This window comes from Cupriavidus sp. 05N39, assembly GCF_056397325.1.
Genome location: NZ_JBFTNE010000036.1, coordinates 43490 through 66137, shown reverse-complemented (window position 1 = coordinate 66137; position 22648 = coordinate 43490). Strand labels below are relative to the sequence as shown.

Genomic DNA, 22648 nt, shown 5'->3' with positions numbered 1-22648 from the left:
CGAGTTTGGCCCCCGGCCGCTCTTTTTGCCTGACGACGAGGGGAAGTCGCCCCATCCGGCGCGCCTTCTTTGCCTACTTTCTTGGCAAGACAAGAAAGTAGGTCGCCCCCCGCAGGGGGGTGAAACCGCCTTTGGCTTTAAGCCTTTGACGTTGACTTTGAAGTTAGGCAGTTGAAGTTTGAAATCAAAACCACCACCAAACCTCAAACCAACGAAGGCGCCCCCGCCGGCAAGAACCGCCCCCGCCCCGGAACCGGCTCCAGATACCTCCCATCCTCCACCAGCAACTCCCCCCGCGAGAAGCAATGCACCGGCCACCCGGTCACCTCGATCCCCTCATAAGGCGTGTAATCCACCGCATGATGCAGATCGCTATTGGCAATCCGCACCTTCCGCGAAGGATCCCACAACGCAATATCCGCATCAGCGCCAACAGCGATCGTCCCCTTGCGCGGATACAACCCATACAGCCGCGCCGGCCGGTACGAAGTCAGCTCGACAAACTGATGCAGCGAAAGCCTGCCCTTGGCAATCCCATCGAACAACAGCGGCAGCCGCGTCTCGATCCCGGGCACGCCATTGGGAATGTGGTCAAACGGCTGCGCCGTGCCACCCAGCTTCTTCCCTTCCGGATCGTCATAGTTGAACGGCGCATGATCCGAAGAAAACACACTGAACACGCCGTTGGTAAGCGCACGCCACACCGCAGCCTGATTCTCCGGATCCCTCGGCGGCGGGCTGCAGACGCACTTCGCGCCTTCATACCCATCGTCGCCAGGCAATCCCATATCCTCGGCGGTGAGATACAGATACTGCGGACAAGTCTCCGCCAGAATCGGCAACCCCCTGCCCTGCGCCCACCGGATCTGCTCGATCGCTTCCTTGCCCGACACATGCACGATCAGGATCGGCACATCGACCAGCTCCGCAAAGGTAATCGCGCGATGCGTGGCTTCACGTTCCACCAGAGCCGGACGCGCCATGCCGTGGAAACGTGGCGAGATGCGTCCTTCCCCAACCAGCTTCTCGGTCAGCCACGAGATGCAATCCGCATTCTCCGCATGCACCATCACCAGCGCATCGTTGCGCTTGGCCACATCGAGCACGTCCAGCATCTCGCGATCCGACAGCTTCAGATCGTCGTAGGTCATATAGACTTTGAACGAGGTATAGCCCTTGCGGATCAACTCGGGCAATTCATGCTGCAACACTTCCGGCGTCGGATCGGCCACGATCAGGTGGAACCCGTAATCCGCCACCGCACGGCCCTCCGCGCGGCGATGGTAGTCCGCCACCGCAGCCTTGAGCGAGCCGCCCTTCTCCTGCGCCGCAAACGGAATCACCGTGGTCGTGCCACCGCAAACCGCGGCGCGCGTGCCGGTGAAGAAGTCATCCGCCATGCGCATGCCGTCCGGCATCGGCTGGTCGAGGTGGACGTGGCCATCCACGCCGCCGGGCAGCGCCAGCAGGCCGGTGGCATCCATTTCGCGCGTGCCGCGCGGCAGGTCATCGCCCAACATGGCGATACGGCCATCGCGCACGCCGATGTCGCAGGTGAAGCGGTCGGAGGCGGTGACCACTTCGGCGTTGCGGATGACGAGATCGAGTTCGGTGTTCATGCGCCCTGCTCCTTCATTCCACTTCGGCAAACAAGCGGCCCCAGCCGCGCAGCTCGCGCGTATCCACCCCAGCCAGCCGCAGCGATTTCCACACCACGGTGGAGATCGTGTCGTAGACGGGGATGCCCGTCTCGGCTTCCAGTTCTTCCACCAGGTGCGCCGCGCGCAGGTTGGTGCAGAAGGTCGTGATGGCTGCCGGCTTGTGCTGTGCCACTTCGCGCACCATGCGGCGGATGGTGTCTTCTTCCACTTCGGCGAAGCTGTAGTTCACATGCAGGTCGAGGTGGCGCTCCGCCGCGCAGCCAAAGCCGTTGCGCTTGTAGTTCTGCACGATGCGTTGCTGCACATCGTCGAGATAGGGCGTGACCAGGCCGAAGTCGCGCGCGCCGGTCTTTTCCAGGATTTCGTTCAGCGCCAGCACCGAGGTGGTGGCGGGGATGCCGGTGGCCTCGGTGATCTGGCGGCACAGCGCCTGGTCTTTCTCGAAGCCGAGCCAGCCGGACGAGGTGCCGTTCCACGCGATCACGTCCACGCGCGCGTCGGCCAGCAATTTGGCCGCGCCGATGATCTTGTCGAGATCGAACTGGCCCAGCGCCTGGTCGCGCAGCGAGATCTCGGTAACGGTGAAGCGCGAGAAATGCGCGCTGACGTTCGGCAGGCCGCTCACCATGGCGCTGGTGATGGGTTCCAGCGCGGTATTGGACGACGGCGTGAGCATGCCGAGAAGGGTGCGTTTGGTCATGGGAGTAAAGCTCTCAGGAAATGGCATGGCCCGGTGCGATGCGGTGCCCGGGGCCCTGCTCGTTATTGTTCGGGTTTGTCGTTGAAGGCGAGGGCGGTGCCGGGCTTGCCGTGGCTGGCGTGCGCCAGCGCAAGCTCTTGACGGAGAGCGGCTTGCCGCTCGGCGTCCGGCCTGACCTTGTTGCCGGCTTGCAGCGCAGGCAGCACGTAGTCGTTGACCATCTTGCGGTAGAGGTCCAGGTAGGCCGCATCACGCAGGCCGCCGGAGGTGGACATGATGCTGTTCATCACCACCACGGCGTTCTGCTGCGGCAGCACGGTGATGAACTGGCCCTTGAAGCCCATCGCGCTGAACTCGCGCTCGCTCTTGACGATGTTGTTGACCCAGCAGTAGTAGCCGTAGTCCGCGGCCGGCCCGGCGGGCGTGGTCATGCGCGCCACCCAGTCAGCGGGCACGATCTGCCGGCCCTGCCATTTGCCCTGGTTGAGCATCAGCAGGCCGAGCTTGGCCATGTCGATGGAGCGCAGGCGCAGCCCCCAGCCGCCCGAGACCGCGCCCTTGCCGTCGGCGCCGTCCCAGCGGTAATGCGACATGCCGAGCGGCTTGAACAGGCGCGCCTCGGCATAGCGTTGCTCCGGCTGGCCGCTGACCTGCGTGATGGTGGCGCCCACCAGCACGGGGTTGACGTCGATGTAGTCGAATTCGGTGCCGGCCTTGGTGCGCACGGCGGCGGACGCGGCGACTTTCAGCCGGTCCGGCACGCCGTAATAGAGCGTGTCGGTGCCTTCCACCAGCTTGTACGACAGGCCGCTGGACATCGACATCAGGTGGCGCAGTTCGATGTCCTGCTTGTCGGCCAGCGCCGGCGCCAGGTCCGGGCGCGCGGCGGCCAGCAGCGGGGCGGGCTTGTCTTGCGCGGTGAGCTTGCCGTCGCCCACCAGCGTGCCGACCAGCAACGCGCTGATGAACTTGGTGACGGAGTAAAGCTCATGGTTGTAGTCGCGGGCGAGTTCGTCGCCGTAGCGCTCGAAGACCAGCTTGCCGTCCTTGATGACGATCAGGCTGCGCACGTCGAGCTGGTCGCGGCGGATCCATTGCGACAGTTCGACCAGCTTGCGCGAATCGACGCCGACGGCTTCGGGCTGTGCCGTGGGCAGGTCCGCGGTGGGTTGCGTCGCCTTGGCCGCGTGTTGCGCGGCGGCGGGGGGCTGCGCGTGCGCGGTCCCGAGCAGCAGCAGGGCGGCTGCCGTGGCGGCGCCGGCCAGTTTGCGTGGGCTTGCTTTCATGAAGTGTCTCCTCCACCGCCCGGCGCGCGTGGCGCGGCCGGGACGGGAGCGGTTCAGGCCGTGCCGCTGCCGGCTTGTGCCGGCGCGGCGCGTACGGGGGGCAAGACTTGGTGTCGAGATCGGGCTGCGCTCAGACCGGCAGCTTCTTCTCGTAGTCGATCGCGGTCGATGCGAGGAACAGGCCCACGCCGGCGGCGGCGAAGAACATCAGGGCCAGGAAGTAGGAGCCGGTGAACTGCACGATCATGCCGACGATGATGGGCACGGTGATGCCGCCGATATTGCCGCCCAGGTTCATGATGCCGCCCAGCACGCCTACCTTGTTGCGGGTGCCGAGGATGGACGGGATGCACCAGAACAGGCCGCACCAGCGCAGGAAGAACAGCGTGCACGAGAGCAGGATCACTACCACTACCGGATCCTTCACATAGGCCACCGAGAAGATCGACACGGTGGCGACCACGGCGGCGATACCGAACAGGGTACGCATCACCAGGTTGGGCCTGCCGCCCCCGGCCTTCCACTTGTCCGCGATCCAGCCGCCGACCAGTTCACCCACGAAGCCGGAGAAGAAGATGATGAAGCTGGCGCCGCCCATCTGCTTGATGTCGAAGCCGTGCACCTTGTTCAGGTAGTTGGGCATCCAGGTCAGCAGGCCGTAGAAGACGCTGTTGAAGCACATCCAGCCGATCGCCATGCACCACACCGAGCGGTACTTGAGGAAATCGAGCGAGCGTCCGGACAGGTTTGCCGGTTCGGCGCGATGTTCGGTGGCTTGCGCGGCTTCGATATAGCTGGCTTCGAGCTCATTGACGCCACGGTGCTCGCGCGGGGAGTTGCGCACGTAGTACCACGCCGCCAGGCCTGCCAGCACGGTGCCCACGCCGGCCACCACGAAGGCGAGGCGCCAGGAGCCCAGCGCGGTGATCAGCCAAGTGATGATGATGGCGCCAAGCGCCGCGCCCAGCGGCGCGCCGCCGTCGAGCAGGGTGGCGCCGCGGCCGCGTTCGTTCTGCGTCATCCAGATCGCGTTGAGCTTGCCGCCGGCCGGGTAGATCGGCGCTTCGGCCGCGCCCAGGCCAAGCCGGGTCAGCAGCAGGGCGCCGGCGCTGGTGCATACCGCCGCCAGCGCCTGGAAGGCGCCCCAGAAGATGGTAGCGGTGGCGATCACGATACGCGGCTTGTACTTGTCCGCCAGCATGCCGCCGGGGATCTGCATGACCGCGTAGGTCCAGAAGAATGAACTCAGGATCAGGCCCTGCATGGTGGGGCTGAGGTCGAATTCCTTGGCGATCAGGGGCATCGCCACCGACAGCGACGCGCGGTCGATGTAGTTGATGGCGATGAGGAACAACATCATCAGGAAAATCTTCCAGCGTACGGAGCTCTTCGTCTCCGTTAGCGCCGCAGCCCGGCTTGTCGTTTGCATGACGCGTGTCTCCTTTGAGGAATGGTAGGGCGGTTTGTGTTTTGTGTCGCGCAACTGGAACGGAGTATAGGATACGTAATCTGTAATTACAACTCTCGTAAGTCATTGATTTTATTGTTAGGCAAACGCACAATTTCAGGGTGTGATAGCCTTCTTGTGGTGCATGTTCCCCATCTCGGTGATGTCTGTGACTCAAACGCTTCCTAAATCCACGCGCCTGCGCACGCTCGGCATGTCCGCCGAGATCGCCTCCCGTCTGCGCACCATGATCGAAGAGGGCGAACTGCCCCCCGGCGCGCGCATCGACGAACGCGCCTTCTGCGAAATGTTCGATGTGTCCAAGACGCCGTTGCGCGAGGCGCTCAAGGTGCTGGTGTCCGAAGGGCTGGTACTGCATCGGCAGTACATCGGCTACCGCGTGGCGCCGCTCGATCTGGACGAATTGCGTTCCACCTTCGAAACCCTGCACGGGCTGGAAGCCACCGCCGGCGAACTGGCCGCGGCGCGGCTGTCCGAGGTGTCGATGGCGCGGCTGGAGCGCAAGCACCAGGCCATGCTGGATGCCCACGCCGCGGGGCGGCGCACCGAGTACTTCCGCATTAACCAGGAAATCCACCAGCTCATCATCGACGGCGCCGCCAACCCGGTGCTGGCCGGCATCTACGCCACGCTGATGAGCAAGGTGCACCGTGCGCGCGGCGCCGCCAACGCGGATATGCTGCGCTGGCAGGAATCGCACGAGGAACACGAGGCCATCATGGCTGCACTGCGCGAACCGGGCCGCCCGCGGCTGCCACAGGTGCTGCGCCAGCATTCCGAGAACACCGCCAAAGAAGTCCTGACCGTGGTCGCGCGGACCCTGTCCGAGCCCGCCGGCCGCACTGTCACCGAAGCCAAGGGGAAACGATGAAACTAGTACGTGTGGGTAAGCCGGGCGCGGAACGCCCGGGACTGATCGATGCCGAAGGCCGCGTGCGCGACCTGTCCGGCGTGCTGGACGGACTGGGGCCGCAAGCGCTGTCCGACGAAGCGCTGGCACGGCTGGCCAAAGTGGACCCGGCCACGCTGCCGGTGGTGCAGGCCGACCGCTTCGGCGTGCCCTGGACCGGCATCGGCAAGATCGTGGCGATCGGCCTGAACTACGCCGACCACGCCGCCGAGGCTGGCATGCCGCTGCCGGCCGAGCCCATTGTCTTCCTCAAGGCCAACAGCTCGCTCAATGGCCCCTACGATGCGGTGATGCTGCCGCGCGGCTCGGAAAAGACAGATTGGGAAGTGGAACTCGGCGTGGTGATCGGCAAGGTGGCACGCGATGTCTCGCGCGACGAAGCGCTTTCCCACGTTGCCGGCTACTGCGTGGTCAACGATGTGTCCGAGCGCGAATTCCAGATCGAGCGCGGCGGCACCTGGGACAAGGGCAAGGGCTGCGATACATTCTGCCCGGTCGGCCCGTGGCTGGTCACGCGCGACGAAGTCGCCGACCCGCAGGCGCTGGCGCTCTGGCTGGACGTCAACGGCGAGCGCGTGCAGAAGGGCAGCACCGCCACCATGGTGTTCGACGTGGCCACGCTGGTGAGCTACGTCAGCCGCTTCATGACGCTGCACCCCGGCGACCTGATCTGCACCGGCACCCCGCCGGGCGTGGGCATGGGCTTCAAGCCGCCGCGCTTTCTCAAGGCGGGCGACACGATGCGCCTGGGCATCGACGGCCTGGGCGAGCAGGGCCAGACGGTGGTGGCCTACGCATAGGGCTGTTTGGTCAGGTTGAACGCCAGAAAGAGGGCGGCCAGCGATGGCCGCCCTTTCTGCTTCATGCGCCCTGCTTGTACCGCCAGCCGCACCTGCCGGCATCCGTGGCGCACTGAAGAAGGCAGGGCCTGTGATGCCCGCGCGGGAGTTCAGGCTTCCTCGATGACCCCTCGGGCGGAGGGATCGTCCCCCGTTCGCAACAGTTGTTCCCCTGATTTCGCTACAAAGGGTTAAACCGTTTGCGCTCTGCGCCCAGCGTGAAATACTGTTTTCTATACGCCTCGAAAAAACGAGCACACCGCCATGTCAGAACACGCACCCGAATTCATTGAGTCTCTTCTCGCCGACTCACCCGCGACCCCACCCGCTGTATCACCATCGGCACGCCCGCTGCGCATCTCCCACTTCTGCGAACTGTCCGACACGCTCGACAGCCGTGCCGAGCTGGAAGCCATCCGCCACAGCATCCACCAGCATCCCGAACTCGCCTTTGACGAAGTGCGTACCGCCGAGCTCGTCGCCAGCCAGCTTGAAGGCTGGGGCTACGAAGTGACGCGCGGCGTTGGTGGTACCGGCGTGGTCGGCACGCTGCGCCAGGGCGGCTCACGCCGCAGCATCGGCGTGCGCGCCGACATGGACGCGCTGCCCATTCACGAACGCACAGGCCTGCCATACGCCAGCATCCATGCCGGCAAGATGCACGCCTGCGGCCACGACGGCCACACCACCGTGCTGCTCGGCGCCGCGCGGCAACTGGCGCGCACGCGCCATTTCAACGGCACCGTCCACCTGATCTTCCAGCCCGCCGAAGAGATCGGCGCCGGCGGCGGCGCCGAACGCATGCTGGCCGACGGCTTGTTCGAACGCTTCCCGTGCGATGCGATTTTCGGGCTGCACAACCATCCTGGCGTGGAAGCCGGCATGTTCATGTTCCGCGCGGGCCCGTTCATGGCGGCTTGCGATACGGTGGCCATCACCATCCGCGGCAAGGGCGGCCACGCGGCACGGCCGCACCAGTCGATCGACCCGATCCTGGTGGCGGGCAGCCTGGTGATGGCGCTGCAGAGCATCGTGTCGCGCAATATCGACCCGAACGAGACCGCGGTAGTGACGATCGGTACGTTGCATGCGGGGCATGCGCCTAATGTGATTCCCGAAAGCGCGAAGCTGGAACTGAGCGTGCGGTCGTTTAGTCCCGATGTGCGGCGCACGCTGGAGAACCGTATCCGGCAGTTGGTGACTTCACATGTGGAAGGCTATGGGGCTAGTGTGGAGATCGATTACATCCGCGGTTATCCGGTGCTGATCAATAGCGAGCGTGAGACGGAGTTTGCCCGGCAGGTGGCCGAGGAACTGGTGGGGCCGGAGAGGGTAGTGGCGAATTTTCCGCTGATCGCGGGGAGTGAGGATTTTGCTTACTTCCTGCAGCAGCGGCCTGGGTGCTTTGTCAGGATGGGGAATGGGGCGGGGCAGCCGTTGCTGCATAACGCTGGGTATGATTTTAATGATGAGAATTTGACGGTGGGGGCGGCTTATTGGGCTAGGTTGGTGGAGAGGTATTTGGAGGGGTAGGGGGGCTATAGGGACGTTCGTGCGCGGGGGGTGATGGGGTTGTTTTTGGGCGGTGTTGGTTGTTGGACCCAACAGCGTACGACATCCCCCTGCGGGGGACGCCGGTCACTTTTCTTTGCGTTCGGCAAAGAAAACTAACGAAAAGAAAGCCGACCCTGCCGGGAGCAGAGCAATCAGGCTATTTGGTGGCAGTGATTGCGTCGTGCGGGTGGTGGCTTCGGCTGGCATGCCCTACCGGCTTCAACAGCTGCTCCCCTGCGTACCACACGGGTTTCGTGGTGCGGCCCCTAGTGGCGGGCGCCGTGCCCATTCGGCCATCTGCCGTTCGCGATGCAACGGGCCACGATTCTTCGAGTCCTACTGGTTTCGTGGTTTTGTCTCTGACGGCAAGCGCGGTGATTGTTCGGTCCCTGCCGTTCTTGGGGGGTGGGCGCCGCGCAACTTTGCATTGATGGGTTTCGTGGTGGGCGCGGTGGCCCGTGCTCAGCCCCCATGCGGCTTCGTTCACGGATTGGTCGAGAACCGCGCACAACACCATCGTCAGATCCCTCCGTGTTCGCTGACCGGGCCACGGCGCCCACCACGTAACGAAGACGGCCGTATGCAGTCACGGCTAGCGCCGGTACGGCAGGGTGTAAATTTGCAGGGTATTCGCCGTCAGAGACAAAACCACGAAACCGGCAAATCCCGAAGATTCGTGGCCCGTTGCATCGCGAACGGCAGATGGCCGAATGGGCAGGGTGCCCACTATCAGGGGCCGCACCACGAAACCACTGGGTAATGCTATTGCGCTGCCCTTCGAGCCGGTAAGGCACGCCAGCCAAGACCTTGTGCCTGACGACGAAACCACCAACGTGCAATAGCCTGATTGTTCTGCTCCCGGCAGGGTCGGCTTTCTTTTCGTTAGTTTTCTTTGCCGAACGCAAAGAAAAGTGACCGGCGTCCCCCGCAGGGGGATGTCGTACGCTGTTGGGTGCAACAACCAACACCGCCCAAAAATAACCCCCCACCCCCCGCACACCAACGTTGTAAGCCTTTCAACGCCCAAAAACCTCACCGAAAAAACCCACTAGGCGGCACCCCAAACTGCCTCCTGAACATAGTAGAAAACGCACTAGGACTCTCATACCCAAGATCCAGCGCCACATCCACCACCTTAGCCCCGGCGGCCAGCCCCTCCAACCCCGCCAGCAACCTCGCCTGCTGCCTCCACTGCCCAAACGTCATCCCGGTCTCCCGCGCAAACCGCCGCTGGATCGTCTTGGGATCCACGCCCAGCCGCTCCCCCCATTCAGCCAGCGTCAGCGCCGTATCCGGCGCACCGACAATCGCATCGCAGATCTGCCGCAACCCGGCATCGGCGGGACGTGGCAAGTGCAAGGGCAGCGTTGGCACCAGCATCACTTCATCCAGCAGCAACCGCATCAACCGTCCGTCGCGCGATTCGGCGGCGTAAGGCGTGGGAATGTCGATCGCGGCGAGGATGAGTTCGCGCAGCAGCGGCGTGATGCCGAGCACGGTGCAGCGCGTAGGCAGGTTGGCGGCGGCGTCCGGGCGGATATAGGCGGTGCGCATGCGCACGTGGCCAACCATGCGGATCCAGTGCACGGTGCCGCCGGGCATCCACATGCCGCGCGTGGGCGGGACGATCCATTGGCCTTCTGCGGTGGCTACCACCATCACGCCATGCACGGCGTGGATCAACTGGGCGTTCGGATGCTGGTGCGGCTTGGTGACATGGCCCGACACGTAGTCGGCTGCCATGGCGGTGACCGGCATCAGGCTGCGGTCGTAGCTGAGATAGGCGGGCACCGCCGCGTAGCTGTCGGCGCGGTCGGTGCCGGGAATATCGGCGGGATAGCGCGCGGCCGAGGGCGGGGCGATGGCGCCGTGTGGCGCGGACGGCGCAGCATCCACACCGGCGTTGCGGCGAGTCACGGGACGGGGCATGTCCTTTTCTCCAAGGTTGCGGCCCTATTCTCGCAGGACAGGCGGAATTGCGCCATTTACGATGGGCGCCAGGATTCCCCTCTTGTTTTCTCTCAGCCCCCGTTTCCATCATGAGCAGCCGCATCGATACCGCGCCAGGCGGCGCGAACGCCTCGCCGCAGGGCCCGGCCCCGAGTCTTCACACTACGCAGGCCGCCGCCGAGCGGACCGGTTTCCGCGTGCTGGGGGCGATCAGTTTTTCGCATTTCCTCAACGACATGATCCAGTCGCTGATCCTGGCCATCTACCCGATGCTCAAGGGCGGCTTCAATCTCAGCTTCACCCAGATCGGGCTGCTTACGCTGACCTACCAGATCACGGCTTCGCTGCTGCAGCCGGTGGTGGGGCTGTACACCGACAAGCATCCCAAGCCGCAGTCGCTGTCGATCGGCATGGGCTTCACGCTGTGCGGCCTGCTGCTGCTGTCGGTGGCGCCGACCTATGGCGTGCTGCTGGTGGCGGCCGCGCTGGTGGGCACCGGTTCGTCGATCTTCCATCCGGAGTCGTCGCGCGTGGCGCGCATGGCTTCGGGCGGCCAGCACGGGCTGGCGCAGTCGATCTTCCAGGTCGGCGGCAACGCGGGTAGCGCCACGGGGCCGCTGCTGGCGGCATGGATCGTGCACCAGCAGAGCAGCGTGGCCTGGTTCTCGCTCGCGGCCTTGCTGGCCATCGCCGTGCTGTGGCAGATCGGTATCTGGTACGGCCGCGAGCTGGCGCATACCACGCGCAAGCGCAAGGCGGTCGCCGCGCACGCACCGCTGCCGCGCAGCACCGTGGTGCGCGCCATGCTGGTGTTGATGGCGCTGGTGTTCTCCAAGTATTTCTACATGGCGAGCCTGAACACCTATTACACCTTCTACCTGATGGAGCGTTTCGGCCTGACACGGCAGAGTTCGCAGCTCTACCTGTTCGTGTTCCTGTTCGCGGTGGCGGCCGGCACCATCCTGGGTGGTCCCATCGGCGACCGCATCGGCCGCAAGCGCGTGATCTGGGCGTCGATCCTGGGCGTGGCGCCGTTCACGCTGATGCTGCCGCACGCCAACCTGTTCTGGACCGGCGTGCTGTCGTTCATCATCGGCTTTATCCTGGCGTCCGCCTTCTCGGCCATCCTGGTGTTCGCGCAGGAACTGATCCCTGGCAAGGTGGGCATGGTGTCGGGCCTGTTCTTCGGCTTTGCCTTCGGCATGGGCGGCATCGGCGCCGCGGTGCTGGGCAAGCTGGCGGACACGCATGGCATCCAGTCGGTCTACGCGTTGTGCGCGTTCCTGCCGCTGCTTGGGCTGCTGGCCATCTTCCTGCCCGACCTCGGCGGGCGCAAAAAGCTGGCCTGAGCCCGCGTGCGGTGGCACGCGGGCGTACCGGTGTTCAATTCCATGCACCCTCGCGGTGCTTGTGCGCCACATTGCAGCAACCCCACGCGGTGCCCGGAGCACCTGTGGGGCTGCCATGTCAGCGCATCAGGCGTGTCCTGCCGGATGCCTGCCGCCGGCCGCGAGCAGATCAGCGGCCAGTCTTGTCCTGCGACACGTCCATGATCATGCGCGTGAGCAGGTACAGGCGCGGCGTGACCGAGTTGAGGTCGACATACTCGGCGTCGTTGGAGTGCGCGCCAAAGCCGCGCAGGCCGAAGCGCTCGATCACCGGCGCCTTGGTGGCGGCCGCGGCAAAGGCCGCATCGGTGCCGCCGCCTTCGGCGGTGTCGTACACGGCCAGCTTCTCGCCGATCTCGGCATATACGCCTTGCGCGTGCGCGGCGAGCTTGCGCGCGGCATCGGTGGCTTCCAGCGGCGGGCGGCGGCGCTCGAACTTCCCTTCCACCCTGGTGTCCGGGATCAGCTGCTTCTTCACGCGCTCCTGCAGCGTGCGCTCCAGGTTGTCGTAGTCGGCGGTGCGCAGCACGCGCACATCGGCCTGTGCCGTGGCGGTAGCCGGGATCACGTTGCGGTTGGTGCCGGCCGACGAGATCGTCCAGTTCACCTTGAGCCCGCTGTCCGGGTTGGACAGGTCGCGCATCTGCAGGATCTGGTGCGAGAGTTCATACAGCGCGTTGCGGCCCTGTTCGGGCGAGCTGCCCGCGTGCGAGGCCTTGCCATGCACGGTCAGCGAGATCGCACCGATGCCGCTGGTGGCGAGCGACAGGCGGTCGCCGGTCACGCGCGTGGCTTCGCAGGAGAACACCGCGTCCTGCTGGCTGCCCATCTTGCTCAGCATGGCGCGCGCGCCGGGCGAGCTGATCTCCTCGTCTCCGTTGATCAGCACGGTCAGCGTCCCGTAGTCCTTGAAGCCCATCTTCTGCAGGATGGCTACCGTGTGCAGGATCACCGCCACGCCGTTCTTGTCGTCGGCGATGCCCAGGCCGTAGGCGCGTTCGCCGTCGATGCGGAACGGCTGCTGCGCCAGCATGCCGCGCAGGTAGACCGTGTCCATATGGGCGATCAGCATGATGTTGCGCTTGCCCGTGCCCTTGAACTGCGCCATCACCATCTTGCCGACCTGCCTGGGCGTGTCTTCCATGCGGTAGACCTCGGTGGGCTCGATCAGCTTCGCGTCGCCGCCCATGGCGGCCAGCCGGTCGCGGATCAGCGCGGCGATGCGGTCCAGCCCTTCGATGTCCTTGCTGCCCGATTCAATCGACACCAGGTCCTTGAGGGTGGCGATGAGCGCGGGCTTTTCCTGCTGGGAGAGCTGGTAGGCGGGCTCCACCGGCGCCGCCTGCGCCGCGGCGGCGCAGAGCAAAGCGACAAGCGTGGCGGCGGCCTTCAGTGACGGGCGGCGGGAAAGGGCGCTGGCGCGCGGGCGAAGGTTCAAAAGCATGCGATAGTCTCCGGGATGCGGTGGGGGGCGTAATCGGCGCGGTCGAAGGGGTAACAGGCCGGGGGCCGGGAGCCCCGAAGCCGCGCCGGTGTATGGGACAGCGTTATTCGTCAGCCGGCTCGAAACCCTGCAGCCAGCGCCGCAGCAGTCCTGCCAGCTGCTTGCGCTCAGCGGCCGTCAGCGGCTCCAGCAGGCGATGCTCATTGGCCACGTGCACCTCCAGCGCGTGGTCGACGCGGTCGCGGCCGGGCTGCGTCAGCTCGATCAGCAGCCCGCGCCGGTCATCCGGATTGGGGCAGCGGCGCACCAGCCCGGCGCGTTCGAGATGGTCGAGCCGGTTGGTCATGGTGCCCGAGGTAATCATCAGCGAATCGATCAGCGCACCCGGCGACAGCGCATAGGGCGGCCCCGAGCGGCGCAGCGTGGCCAGCACGTCGAACTCCCAGCTATTCAGGCCGGCCGGCGCCAACGCCGCCTCCACCGCGCGATCGGTGTGGCGCGCCAGGCGCCAGACGCGGCCGATGATGCCCATCGGCGCGGCATCGAGGTCCGGGCGCTCGCGCGCCCACTGGGCCAGGATGCGGTCGACGCGATCGCCTTGCGCTTCGGCAGGTTGGGCCGGCTGGCTGGCTTGGGGAGACGCGCCGCCGCCGGCTTCGTCGGTGGGCGCCGTTGCGCCGTGTGCCTTGGGTTTGCCGCGGGTGGCCATGATGTACGCTGCGATTTGACTGAGTGACAAGAATCTTGACATCAAGCCTTTCACTTCGTAAAGTGGATTTTAAATCTTGATATCAAGATTCTTTTCATGAAGAAAAATAAAGGCATGACGACATGAAGCCCGACGCCCAGTCCGCCCTCCCGCTGTCATCCCGGCAGGTTGCTCCGGTCCCGCAGGCGCAGGTACGCGCGGCGGATATCCTGCTGACCGCCTCCGCCCCGCTGATCTGGGGCAGCACCTACCTGATCACCAGCCAGTGGCTGCCGCCGGGCCAGCCGCTGCTGTCCGGCGTGATCCGCGCGCTGCCCGCCGGGCTGGCGATGCTGGCCTGGGGCCGGCAACTGCCGCGCGGCAGTTGGTGGTGGAAGGCGGCGTTGCTGGGCGTGCTGAATATCGGCTTGTTCCAGGCCATGCTGTTTATTGCCGCTTACCGCCTGCCGGGCGGGGTCGCGGCCACCGTGGGGGCCATCCAGCCGTTGCTGGTGGTCTTGCTGGCCTGGCTGCTGCTGGGCGCGCGGCCGCATCTTGCCGCCTGGCTGGCCGGCCTTGGGGGCATCGGCGGCGTGGCTTTGCTGGTGCTGGGGCCTGCCGCGCGGCTGGATGCCGTGGGCGTGGCCGCCGCCGCGGCCGGCGCGGTATCGATGGCCTTGGGCACGGTGCTGGCCAAGCGCTGGCGCCCGCCGGTCTCGCCGCTGGTGCTCACGGCCTGGCAGCTCACCGCCGGCGCCCTGTTCCTGCTGCCGTTCGCGCTGGCCTTCGAAACCCTGCCGGCGCGCCTGACGCTGCCCAATGTACTTGGCTACACGTGGCTGTGCGTGGCCGGCGCCGGCGTCAGCTACGCATTCTGGTTTCGCGGCATCGGCCGCCTGCCGACCGCGGCGGTGTCCGCGCTGGGCTTGCTGAGCCCGGTGAGCGCCACGGTGCTGGGTTTCCTGGTGCTCGGCCAGACCCTGAGCACGGCACAAATGGCGGGGGCTTTGCTAGTGCTGGCAAGCGTGTGGCTGGGCCAGCGCGCGCCGGTGGCTGCGGTGCAGCCTGGGCAGGGGCCGCAGGCAGCCGATGGCGCGCGATTGCCGTTGCCGCACCGACAGGGGTGAAAGGCGCGCCGTTTTTACGGCATCATGGCGGGCATGACGTCTGCCGTGCCTCCCCCCAACGCGCCGCGGCCCGCCCGGCCTGCCTGTGACCACTGCCTCGCGCTCGCGGCGGATTCCCGCCGGCGTGAGCCGCATGCGCGCCTGGCGCTCAAGCACACCGCCCCGCTGGTGAGCCAGAGTGCGGCCGGCGTGCCGTTCAGCATGCTCACCTTCACTTGCCGCGAGTGCGGCACCGTATGGCGGCTGTACGACCGTGCCAATGAACTGTTCGTATCGTGGGTACCTGAGTGTCCGCTGGCTCCCCGCGGCCCGGCGGCGCCGGGAGGCGTGGCCGATCGGATAAAATAGCGCCCGTTCCTGCATTGAGGCCGGCACCCGTCCCGGGCCGCCCAGCGGCGCTAGCGCGGCCGGTCCCGTCTCCAACCGTCGTCTTCGCCGTTCCCCCATTCATGTCCGCTTCCCGCCGAATTCCCTTGCTGGCTGCTGTGCCGGTGGCTGCCGCCGCCCTGGCCAGCCCGCTCGCCGCCACTGCCGCCGACGCGTATCCCGCGCGCCCGATCCGCCTGATCGTCGCCTATCCGACCGGCGGCATCAGCGATGCCGTGGCGCGCGCGCTCGGCGAGCGCCTGTCGGCCCAGACCGGCGCCTCGGTGGTGGTGGAAAACAAGGCGGGCGCGGGTGGCAGCATCGGCATGGACGCCGTGGCCAAGGCCGCGCCGGACGGCTATACGCTGGGCTTCTCCTCGACCAGCCCGCTCACGCTCAACCCGCACGTCGGACACGTCAACTACGATCCGCAGCGCGATATCGCGCCGGTCATGAGCGTGATGTACTCGCCGGTGCTGGTGATCGCCACGTCAAGCTTCGGTGGCAAATCGTTCCAGGACCTGCTCGCACAGGCCAAGGCCCGGCCCGGCTCGGTGCGCTGGGCCACGTCGGGCCTGGGCACGGTCGGCCATGTCATGCTGGAGCAGGTCAAGGCGAAGTCCGGGGCCGACCTGACGCTGATTCCCTACAAAGGCGCCGGGCAACAGATGAACGACGCGCTTGGCGGCCAGTTCGAGGTGATGAGCACGAATGCCAGTCCCATGCTGACGCAGCACATGCAGGCCGGACGGCTGCGCGCGCTCGCGGTGGGGGCGCCCAGGCGCATCGAGTCGCTCCCCAATGTGCCGACCTTCGCCGAGCTGGGATACCCCAAGGCCAACCTGACTTCCACTTTCGGCATCTTCGCGCCGGCGCGCACGCCGGCGGCCATCGTCACGAAGCTGAATGCCGAACTGAACAAGGCCCTGGCCGAGCCCGAGGTGCGCGAGCGCCTGCTCAAGGGTGGCGAGGTGCCCACCGGCGGCACCGCCGCGCAGTTCGCCGCGGCGATCCGCGCGGAGTATGACGACAACGCCCGCATCGTGAAAGACGCGGGCATCAAGGCGGACTGAGCCGCCGGCTGGCTGGCCACTGGCGGCAACTGCCGCCGTTGCCGGCGCCGTGCGGGGGCCCTGATGGCCGGTCCGGCTGGTCGAGCAGATCGAGCCGGCAACCGCTCGCGTATACCGAGGACAGCAGCACGCCGTTGCGCGGACCCAGCGCGAGCTTGGTGCGCACGCGCGAGAGATGGCTGTCCACCGTGCGCGATGCCGGCGGCACGTCGCGCTGCCAGATTTCTTCCTCGATGGTCTGGCGCAGCAGCAACTGGCCGGCATGTCGGAACAGCAGCACGGCCAGTTCGTACTCCTTGGGCGCCAGCTTGACCGGGTGGTCGTTGACATAGGCGCGCCGCTCGCCGAGGACAAAGCGGTAGGCACCAAGCGTGAGTTCGCCGCAGGCCTGCGCCACCGGCGCCATGCGCCGCAGCAGCGCCTCCACCCGCGCAGCCAGTTCGGCGTGGCGGATCGGGGCAGCCTGGAAGGCATCCGCGCCATGCGCGAAGCACTTGGCGATGTGGTCGTCGTCGCCGCTCTGGCTCAGCAGCATGACCGGCAGTTCGTCGCCGAGGGTGCGGCGTATCCACTGCAATATGTCCGGTGCCGGGATGCCGGGAATCTCCCAGGCCATTAGCAGCAGCTCGTAAGGCTCGTTGCGCAGGGCCTGCATCAGCGCGCCGCCTTCGCGAAAGCGCACCGAGTCGTGGCCGCTGAGGCTGAGTGCCTGCTCCAGCAGCATGGCACGGGCCGGGTTGTCCTCCAGTACAGCGATTCGCATGAAGTCTCTCCTCGCGCGCGGGCTTCGGCGCGCCTGCCTCCCGGGTCTGGTCGCCGCGCTGCGCATGGCGGCGCCGGGATGGCGCGGCACTGCCAGAGCATCTTAGCTTTGTGCCGCGCGCAGCGGAAAGCAAAAAGGCATCGCTAGCGAAATTTGAGAAAATTCCCATCCGAAAGCGTCTTCGCGCGGTTTTTAATAGCGGATAGCCCCGCAGCGTCGGGCCCCACTGGCGCCAGCGGCGCCAATCACAGCGAGACCGGCGGGCCACCAAGCCGTACCGGCCAACCAAGCATGGGAATGAAGATCGCTTCTCTCGAAGACGAACCGGCCGAGGCGGCCCTGATCCGGCAGATACTCGGCGAGGCCGGGCATGTCTGCATGACCTTCAGGCGCAGCCGCGAACTGCTGCTGCACCTGCGCGAAGAAAACTTCGACCTGCTGCTGCTCGACTGGCAGATGCCGGATCTTTCCGGCAAGGAGGTGCTGATGTGGGTGCGCACCAACCTGGACCGGCGCGTGCCCGTGATGTTCCTGACCTGCCGCAATGCCGAGGAAGACGTCATCGAAGGCCTCGCCGCGGGCGCCGACGACTACATGCTCAAGCCGGTGCGGCGCGGCGAGCTGCTGGCGCGCACGCAGTCCCTGCTGCGGCGCGCCTACCCGGACCCGGCCGCGGGCGGCGAGCACGTCAAGCTGGCCGACTATGTCATCGACTGCGCCGCGCGCACGGTGGCCCACCGGGCCCGGCCGCTCAGGCTGACCCCCAAGGAATTCGACCTGGCCGTGCTGCTGTTCCGCAACGAAGGACGCATCGTGTCGCGGGACCATATCGTGGCGGCCGTGTGGGGGCGCGAGCTTTCGCAGCTGTCGCGCACCATCGATACGCATATATCGCGGGTGCGCAGCAAGCTTGCCCTGCATCCCGAGCACGGGCTGCGGCTGCAGCCCGTCTACACGCTCGGCTACCGGCTCGAACTGACCGGAGGCGAGCGATGAGGGCGTGGCTTGGTAACGTGCTTGCGCGGCTGGCGGCGTGCCTGCGCGCGGCGGAGCAATGTATCGGGCGTCTCGCTGTCGACATGGGGGCGGGGCGGGAGGAGCGGGAGGCCGACGCATGCGCCGCCGTCATGCGCCTCCTGCCGGCCAGCGCCGGCGCCATCGATGTGGCGGCGTATGACAGCGAGGCGCAGGCGTCCTGGCAAACCGGCCTGCGCGCCCTGTCGCACGACTTGCGCGCGCCGCAGAGTGCCATCCTGGCACTGGCCGAGCTGCAACTGGTCGCACCCGAGGCGCTTGCGCACGATGTGTTCGCGGCGCAGGCGGCAGGCCATGCGCAGGCTTCGCTGCGTCTCACCGACGGCATTGCGCGGCTGTTGCGCGAGCTGGTCCACGGTTATCGCATGGAGGTGCTTGACCTGACCGCGCTGCTGCGCGAGGCCGCCGACGCGCTGTGGCAGGCGGCCAGGCCCGGCACCGAACTCCATCTGGCGGGGGCCAGGGTCTGGATACGGGGTGACACGGCGATGCTGTCCGAAGCCCTGCGCGTGCTGCTGGCCCTGGCACTGGACGCCGCCGGGGACACGCGGCCGCTGGTGCGCCAGCAAGTCGACGGACGCATCTGCCGCTTGTCCGTCGCCTTCGTGCCCGGAGCCGAGTCCGCGCAGGCGGCGGAGCCGGTTGCGACGCAGTTCTGCCGCCGCGTGCTGTTGCGCCATGGCGGCACACTCGACATCGGCGGCAGCGCGGATGCGGACGACCATGCCGGCCGGCCGGTCACCTGGCAGCTGCGCCTGCCCGTGCTGTCATGAAAAACAAAAAAGCACCCGAAGGTGCTTTTTTGTCGTTTGGCGTCACCCCCGCGCGAGCAGAGGTCAAGCCTGAAAGGACAATCAGAAAATGTGGCGGATACCTGCGGCCACACCGGTCTGGTTGTTCTTGCCCGGCAGTTCGGTCTTCGTGCCGCCAGTCAGCTTGTTGTAGTCCACGGTGCCGTAGACCTGGGTGCGCTTGGACAGCGAGTACTCGGCCAGCAGCACGCCGGTGTAGCGGTTGCCCTGGTTGTTGGACACGCCGTTCGTGTTCTGGACGTGGTCGCCGTAGAACACGCCGGTCAGGGCCAGCGCCGGGGTGACCTGGTAGGTCAGGCCCAGGTAGCCGGTCATGTCCTTGCGCGGGTTTGCCGCGAAGTTGCCGGTCGGGACCGGATTGGCGGTACCGGCTGCCAGTGCGTCGCCGTTCAGGCTGGCGTCGACGCTGCCGGTGCGGTCCAGGCCGCCGATGTAGCCCAGGAAGATCTTTGCCGGGCCGATGCTGTACTTACCTGCCGCGCCCCACATTTGCTGCTTGTTGCCAGCCGTGTCGCGGGTGAGTTGGTATACGCCACCGAAGCCGAACGGGCCAACGGTGTATGCAGCGCGGAAGCCATAGTATTGCGACGAGGTGAAGGAGCCGGCCTTTTCGCCGAAGCCATAGCTGCCGCCCACGTTCAGGCCGCCGAACTTGCCGTCGTAGCTGACTACGTTGTCATTGCGGAAGTTCGTCAGGAAGAACGGCCAGGCGTTGGCGGTGTAGTTACCGATGGTCAGCGGATCGAAGTCGCCGAAGAAAGTAAAGCCCTCGGTGTACTGGCGGCCCAGCTTCACGGTACCGAAGTCGCCGGACAGACCCACATATGCCTGACGGCCGAACAGACGGCCACCCTGGTTTGCCCTGCCGGTATCCGGATCGAAGCCGTTTTCCAACTGGAAGATTGCCTTCAGGTTGTTGCCCAGGGCTTCGCTGCCCTTGATGCCCCAGCGGCTGTTGGTGATCGCGCCGTTGGTCAACTGGTACAGGCTGTCGTTGTTGGCGTTCGAGTTGTTGGTGTAGCGCAGGCTCTGGTCGACGATGCCGTACAGGGTCACCGACGATTGAGCGTAGGCGCTGCCGGCCAGCAGCGTACCAATGGCAAGGGTGAGGGCTGATCTCTTCATGTGGCTCCTTTTCTGTTCTGTATTTGTCTGCGGCCGGATCACGGCGGCGAACGAGGTTTACGTTTCGTGTAAACGCTCGCGGAAATTTAACAAAACAGAAAAGATTTAGACACTAATGCACACTGTTGACGGGCCCTTTGCCGGCAATTGGTGCAAAAGCGTTGCGACGCCGCGACAGAACCATTAAATGGTGCATAGCGAGATGGCGTCGGCGTCATCTCGCTTTCCCCGCGGTCGTGGGGCGCACCGGTGGCGCGCAGGCGTGTGGCTGGCCACGGTATGGCCAGGGAGCTGCGGCATGACGGCCCGCCGCCCGGACTTCGGGCGAGGGGGCGCGGCTTAACCCTGCGGGATCTCGATCTTGACCTCGAGCACCTCGAGGTTGTCCTGGCGCTCCAGGCTCACGCGCAGATCCTGGTCGCTGATCTTCACGTACTTGGAAATCACCGCGACCAGTTCACGCTGCAGGGCGGGGAGATAGTCGGCCGGCGCGGAATGGCCGGTGCGTTCATGGGCGAGGATGATCTGCAGCCGCTCCTTGGCAACCGAGGCGGACTTTTTCTTCTCGCCGAGCAGGAAGGACAGAATCGACATGATGGTGGACCCTCCTTACTTGTTGCCGAAGATGCGCGAAAGCAGCCCCGGCTTCTGGTAGTCGGTGAAGCGCATCGGCTTGTCCTTGCCCAGGAAGCGGTCCACCACGTCGCCATAGGCATCGGCTACGTCGGAGCCTTCCAGGTGGATGGCGGGCGTGCCCTGGTTGGATGCGTGCAGCACCGCCTCGGATTCCGGCACCACGCCGATCAGCTTGATGCGCAGGATTTCCTGGATGTCGGTCAGCGACAGCATTTCGCCGCCATGCACGCGCTTGGGGTTGTAGCGGGTGATCAGCAGGTGTTCCTTGACCGGATCGCCACCGTCCACGGCCCGCTTGGTCTTGGACGAGAGGATGCCGAGGATGCGGTCCGAGTCGCGCACCGAGGACACCTCGGGGTTGGTCACGACCAGTGCCTCGTCGGCGAAATACATCGCCAGCAAGGCGCCGGATTCAATGCCTGCCGGCGAGTCGCAGACGATGTACTCGAAGCCCATCTCGACCAGGCCATTGATGACCTTCTCCACGCCTTCCTTGGTCAGCGCGTCCTTGTCGCGGGTCTGCGAGGCCGGCAGGATGAACAGGTTCTCGCACTTCTTGTCCTTGATGAGGGCCTGGTTCAGGTTGGCCTCGCCTTGCACCACGTTGACCAGGTCATACACGACGCGGCGCTCGCAACCCATGATCAGGTCGAGGTTGCGCAGGCCGACGTCGAAGTCGATCACGGCAGTCTTGTGGCCACGCAAGGCCAGGCCGGCGGAAAAGCTGGCGCTGGTGGTGGTCTTGCCTACGCCTCCCTTGCCGGAGGTCACAACGATGATTTTTGCCATGGCTCTTGGATCCAGTAATGGTTGAAGCTTGCGCTGCTGTGGTTTGGGCTCTGCGGCGGGTGTTACTTCATCCGGAGCGGTTCTAGTATCAGTTTCTCGCCGGCCAGCCGCACCTGGGCCGATTTGCCCAGCACATCGGCGGGCAACGGCAGTTCGGCGGTGCGGTAGATGCCGGCGATCGACAGCAGTTCGGGCTCCAGGCAGGTGCAGAAGATGCGCGCCTGCGCGTTGCCCTTGACGCCCGCCAGCGCGCGGCCGCGCAGCGGGGCATAAATATGGATATTGCCTTCGGCGATCACCTCGGCGCCGTAGCTGACCAGGTCGAGTATCACGACGTCGCCGGCGGCGTAGATCTGCTGGCCGGAGCGCAGCGGCTTGTCGATCAACATGGTGGCCATGCCGCGCGAAGCGGCTTCGGCCAGCGCGGCGGCGGCCGCGGCTTCCACCTCCGCTGCCGCGGCTTTGGCTTCGGCATGCGCCTTCGCTTCGGCCTGTGCCTCGGCCTGGGCTTCGATCCCGGCCGGTGCCGCTACGGCCTGCGGCGCTTCGTCGCGTCCGCCGCGCCGGCTCTGGCTGTCCAGCAGGGGCAGGCCGAACGACTCGGCCCAGCCGCGCTGCGCCTCGCGCGCAACCACGCCGATGGCGCGGGCCTTGAGCAGGGCCAGGGTTTCGATCACGGTGTCCAGTGCGACCCTGTCGTCGCCTTCCAGGCGGCGCAGGTCCAGGGCGACCACATCATTGGAGAAGAAATCGGGGGTCGATTCGAAGCGGGACAGAAGATCGTCCCGCAGCGCTGCGATGTCAGCGGTCTTGAGAGCGAGTAGGAGGGCGTCGACATTGCCACTGCGCAGCTCGAAGCGTGGCGATTTCTTCTGGGACATAGTCGGTGACCGTGGAAATGGGACATTCTAACTTCGTCTGGGTGCAGAACTGTAACAAATGACCGATGCAGGCAGGCCAGTGCCGGATGCGGCGCGTTGATGGCCCGTTTTCCCGGGCGGATGCATTGTCTTCGGCGCCGCGCGCAGGCGGCG

General features: G+C 66.0%; 21 protein-coding genes. 9 read left to right on the top strand and 12 right to left on the bottom strand.

Translation table 11 applies throughout. The features are described 5' to 3' along the window. Positions 1-203 precede the first annotated feature (203 nt). From hydA to AC1DN0_RS18525, 4 genes are all read right to left on the bottom strand, one after another. Positions 204-1619, bottom strand: a complete 1416-nt coding sequence (hydA, locus tag AC1DN0_RS18540; RefSeq protein ID WP_441630972.1) for a dihydropyrimidinase — start codon at positions 1617-1619, stop codon at positions 204-206. A 13-nt stretch (positions 1620-1632) separates the two neighbouring features. After that, on the bottom strand, positions 1633-2361 hold the full coding sequence (locus AC1DN0_RS18535) for a maleate cis-trans isomerase family protein (protein ID WP_441630974.1): 729 nt from the start codon (positions 2359-2361) through the stop codon (positions 1633-1635). 62 nt (positions 2362-2423) lie between these two features. After that, complete coding sequence (locus tag AC1DN0_RS18530) at positions 2424-3647, bottom strand: serine hydrolase domain-containing protein (protein ID WP_441630976.1); 1224 nt, start codon at positions 3645-3647, stop codon at positions 2424-2426. 130 nt (positions 3648-3777) lie between these two features. Continuing rightward, positions 3778-5076 carry an MFS transporter gene (locus tag AC1DN0_RS18525; RefSeq protein WP_441630978.1) on the bottom strand — a complete coding sequence of 433 codons (1299 nt, stop codon included), beginning with the start codon at positions 5074-5076 and terminating at the stop codon, positions 3778-3780. 181 nt (positions 5077-5257) lie between these two features. Between AC1DN0_RS18525 and AC1DN0_RS18520 the strand changes: the two genes are divergently transcribed. The 3 genes from AC1DN0_RS18520 to AC1DN0_RS18510 all read left to right on the top strand — a co-directional run bounded on the left by AC1DN0_RS18520 (position 5258) and on the right by AC1DN0_RS18510 (position 8397). After that, on the top strand, positions 5258-5986 hold the full coding sequence (locus AC1DN0_RS18520) for a GntR family transcriptional regulator (protein ID WP_441630980.1): 729 nt from the start codon (positions 5258-5260) through the stop codon (positions 5984-5986). Further along, the gene (locus AC1DN0_RS18515) at positions 5983-6825 is read left to right on the top strand and encodes a fumarylacetoacetate hydrolase family protein (protein WP_441630982.1); all 843 of its coding nucleotides are present in this window, start codon (positions 5983-5985) and stop codon (positions 6823-6825) included. Before AC1DN0_RS18520 ends, AC1DN0_RS18515 begins: the two co-directional genes overlap by 4 nt. 303 nt (positions 6826-7128) lie before the next feature. Further along, positions 7129-8397: a M20 aminoacylase family protein gene (locus AC1DN0_RS18510; protein WP_441630984.1), complete on the top strand. Its 1269-nt coding sequence runs from the start codon at positions 7129-7131 to the stop codon at positions 8395-8397. Between the two features lie 1053 nt (positions 8398-9450). Here AC1DN0_RS18510 and AC1DN0_RS18505 read toward each other — a convergent pair. Continuing rightward, entirely contained in the window at positions 9451-10347 is an 897-nt protein-coding gene (locus AC1DN0_RS18505) for an AraC family transcriptional regulator (protein WP_441630986.1), read from the bottom strand. A gap of 110 nt (positions 10348-10457) precedes the next feature. On the opposite strand from AC1DN0_RS18505, the gene AC1DN0_RS18500 reads away from it, so the two are divergent. After that, on the top strand, positions 10458-11717 hold the full coding sequence (locus tag AC1DN0_RS18500; RefSeq protein WP_441630988.1) for an MFS transporter: 1260 nt from the start codon (positions 10458-10460) through the stop codon (positions 11715-11717). Between the two features lie 169 nt (positions 11718-11886). Here AC1DN0_RS18500 and AC1DN0_RS18495 read toward each other — a convergent pair whose 3' ends face one another. Both AC1DN0_RS18495 and AC1DN0_RS18490 read right to left on the bottom strand, forming a co-directional pair. Next, the gene (locus AC1DN0_RS18495) at positions 11887-13200 is read right to left on the bottom strand and encodes a M20/M25/M40 family metallo-hydrolase (protein ID WP_441630990.1); all 1314 of its coding nucleotides are present in this window, start codon (positions 13198-13200) and stop codon (positions 11887-11889) included. 103 nt (positions 13201-13303) lie between these two features. After that, positions 13304-13909, bottom strand: a complete 606-nt coding sequence (locus AC1DN0_RS18490) for a MarR family winged helix-turn-helix transcriptional regulator (protein ID WP_441630992.1) — start codon at positions 13907-13909, stop codon at positions 13304-13306. A gap of 122 nt (positions 13910-14031) precedes the next feature. Between AC1DN0_RS18490 and AC1DN0_RS18485 the strand changes: the two genes are divergently transcribed. The 3 genes from AC1DN0_RS18485 (at position 14032) to AC1DN0_RS18475 (ending at position 16454) form a co-directional block, all read left to right on the top strand. Then, the gene (locus AC1DN0_RS18485; protein ID WP_441630994.1) at positions 14032-15015 is read left to right on the top strand and encodes an EamA family transporter; all 984 of its coding nucleotides are present in this window, start codon (positions 14032-14034) and stop codon (positions 15013-15015) included. A gap of 24 nt (positions 15016-15039) precedes the next feature. After that, positions 15040-15363 carry a hypothetical protein gene (locus AC1DN0_RS18480; protein ID WP_441630996.1) on the top strand — a complete coding sequence of 108 codons (324 nt, stop codon included), beginning with the start codon at positions 15040-15042 and terminating at the stop codon, positions 15361-15363. Positions 15364-15464: 101 nt separating this feature from the next. After that, positions 15465-16454 (top strand): Bug family tripartite tricarboxylate transporter substrate binding protein, encoded by a 990-nt coding sequence (locus tag AC1DN0_RS18475; RefSeq protein ID WP_441630998.1) that lies wholly within the window; start codon positions 15465-15467, stop codon positions 16452-16454. Here the strand turns inward: AC1DN0_RS18475 and AC1DN0_RS18470 are convergent. Further along, positions 16441-17217 (bottom strand): response regulator transcription factor, encoded by a 777-nt coding sequence (locus AC1DN0_RS18470; RefSeq protein WP_441631000.1) that lies wholly within the window; start codon positions 17215-17217, stop codon positions 16441-16443. The genes AC1DN0_RS18475 and AC1DN0_RS18470 overlap by 14 nt on opposite strands. A 297-nt stretch (positions 17218-17514) precedes the next feature. Here AC1DN0_RS18470 and AC1DN0_RS18465 point away from each other — a divergent pair, with 297 nt between their 5' ends. Both AC1DN0_RS18465 and AC1DN0_RS18460 read left to right on the top strand, forming a co-directional pair. Further along, a complete protein-coding gene (locus tag AC1DN0_RS18465; RefSeq protein ID WP_441631002.1) occupies positions 17515-18213 on the top strand; it encodes a response regulator transcription factor in 699 nt (232 codons plus the stop codon). Continuing rightward, positions 18210-19025 carry a histidine kinase gene (locus tag AC1DN0_RS18460; protein ID WP_441631004.1) on the top strand — a complete coding sequence of 272 codons (816 nt, stop codon included), beginning with the start codon at positions 18210-18212 and terminating at the stop codon, positions 19023-19025. Before AC1DN0_RS18465 ends, AC1DN0_RS18460 begins: the two co-directional genes overlap by 4 nt. Positions 19026-19106: 81 nt before the next feature. On the opposite strand, the gene AC1DN0_RS18455 is transcribed toward AC1DN0_RS18460, so the two are convergent. The 4 genes from AC1DN0_RS18455 to minC all read right to left on the bottom strand — a co-directional run bounded on the left by AC1DN0_RS18455 (position 19107) and on the right by minC (position 22495). Next, the gene (locus tag AC1DN0_RS18455) at positions 19107-20189 is read right to left on the bottom strand and encodes a porin (protein ID WP_441631006.1); all 1083 of its coding nucleotides are present in this window, start codon (positions 20187-20189) and stop codon (positions 19107-19109) included. A 339-nt stretch (positions 20190-20528) separates the two neighbouring features. Then, on the bottom strand, positions 20529-20783 hold the full coding sequence (gene minE, locus AC1DN0_RS18450) for a cell division topological specificity factor MinE (protein ID WP_006164360.1): 255 nt from the start codon (positions 20781-20783) through the stop codon (positions 20529-20531). Between the two features lie 15 nt (positions 20784-20798). Next, complete coding sequence (minD, locus tag AC1DN0_RS18445) at positions 20799-21614, bottom strand: septum site-determining protein MinD (protein ID WP_441631008.1); 816 nt, start codon at positions 21612-21614, stop codon at positions 20799-20801. A 62-nt stretch (positions 21615-21676) separates the two neighbouring features. Then, complete coding sequence (gene minC, locus AC1DN0_RS18440) at positions 21677-22495, bottom strand: septum site-determining protein MinC (RefSeq protein ID WP_441631010.1); 819 nt, start codon at positions 22493-22495, stop codon at positions 21677-21679. Between the last annotated feature and the right edge of the window lie 153 nt (positions 22496-22648).

What these genes read in the sequence shown, in the direction of transcription:
- AC1DN0_RS18470 (WP_441631000.1), bottom strand. Translation starts at nt 17,217, where the DNA reads ATGCGAATCGCTGTACTGGAGGACAACCCGGCCCGTGCCATGCTGCTG.
- AC1DN0_RS18500 (WP_441630988.1), top strand. Translation starts at nt 10,458, where the DNA reads ATGAGCAGCCGCATCGATACCGCGCCAGGCGGCGCGAACGCCTCGCCG.
- AC1DN0_RS18480 (WP_441630996.1), top strand. Translation starts at nt 15,040, where the DNA reads ATGGCGGGCATGACGTCTGCCGTGCCTCCCCCCAACGCGCCGCGGCCC.
- minE (WP_006164360.1), bottom strand. Translation starts at nt 20,783, where the DNA reads ATGTCGATTCTGTCCTTCCTGCTCGGCGAGAAGAAAAAGTCCGCCTCG.
- AC1DN0_RS18515 (WP_441630982.1), top strand. Translation starts at nt 5,983, where the DNA reads ATGAAACTAGTACGTGTGGGTAAGCCGGGCGCGGAACGCCCGGGACTG.
- AC1DN0_RS18490 (WP_441630992.1), bottom strand. Translation starts at nt 13,909, where the DNA reads ATGGCCACCCGCGGCAAACCCAAGGCACACGGCGCAACGGCGCCCACC.
- AC1DN0_RS18460 (WP_441631004.1), top strand. Translation starts at nt 18,210, where the DNA reads ATGAGGGCGTGGCTTGGTAACGTGCTTGCGCGGCTGGCGGCGTGCCTG.
- AC1DN0_RS18510 (WP_441630984.1), top strand. Translation starts at nt 7,129, where the DNA reads ATGTCAGAACACGCACCCGAATTCATTGAGTCTCTTCTCGCCGACTCA.
- AC1DN0_RS18520 (WP_441630980.1), top strand. Translation starts at nt 5,258, where the DNA reads ATGTCTGTGACTCAAACGCTTCCTAAATCCACGCGCCTGCGCACGCTC.
- AC1DN0_RS18530 (WP_441630976.1), bottom strand. Translation starts at nt 3,647, where the DNA reads ATGAAAGCAAGCCCACGCAAACTGGCCGGCGCCGCCACGGCAGCCGCC.
- hydA (WP_441630972.1), bottom strand. Translation starts at nt 1,619, where the DNA reads ATGAACACCGAACTCGATCTCGTCATCCGCAACGCCGAAGTGGTCACC.
- AC1DN0_RS18535 (WP_441630974.1), bottom strand. Translation starts at nt 2,361, where the DNA reads ATGACCAAACGCACCCTTCTCGGCATGCTCACGCCGTCGTCCAATACC.
- AC1DN0_RS18485 (WP_441630994.1), top strand. Translation starts at nt 14,032, where the DNA reads ATGAAGCCCGACGCCCAGTCCGCCCTCCCGCTGTCATCCCGGCAGGTT.
- AC1DN0_RS18505 (WP_441630986.1), bottom strand. Translation starts at nt 10,347, where the DNA reads ATGCCCCGTCCCGTGACTCGCCGCAACGCCGGTGTGGATGCTGCGCCG.
- minD (WP_441631008.1), bottom strand. Translation starts at nt 21,614, where the DNA reads ATGGCAAAAATCATCGTTGTGACCTCCGGCAAGGGAGGCGTAGGCAAG.
- minC (WP_441631010.1), bottom strand. Translation starts at nt 22,495, where the DNA reads ATGTCCCAGAAGAAATCGCCACGCTTCGAGCTGCGCAGTGGCAATGTC.
- AC1DN0_RS18525 (WP_441630978.1), bottom strand. Translation starts at nt 5,076, where the DNA reads ATGCAAACGACAAGCCGGGCTGCGGCGCTAACGGAGACGAAGAGCTCC.
- AC1DN0_RS18465 (WP_441631002.1), top strand. Translation starts at nt 17,515, where the DNA reads ATGAAGATCGCTTCTCTCGAAGACGAACCGGCCGAGGCGGCCCTGATC.
- AC1DN0_RS18495 (WP_441630990.1), bottom strand. Translation starts at nt 13,200, where the DNA reads ATGCTTTTGAACCTTCGCCCGCGCGCCAGCGCCCTTTCCCGCCGCCCG.
- AC1DN0_RS18475 (WP_441630998.1), top strand. Translation starts at nt 15,465, where the DNA reads ATGTCCGCTTCCCGCCGAATTCCCTTGCTGGCTGCTGTGCCGGTGGCT.
- AC1DN0_RS18455 (WP_441631006.1), bottom strand. Translation starts at nt 20,189, where the DNA reads ATGAAGAGATCAGCCCTCACCCTTGCCATTGGTACGCTGCTGGCCGGC.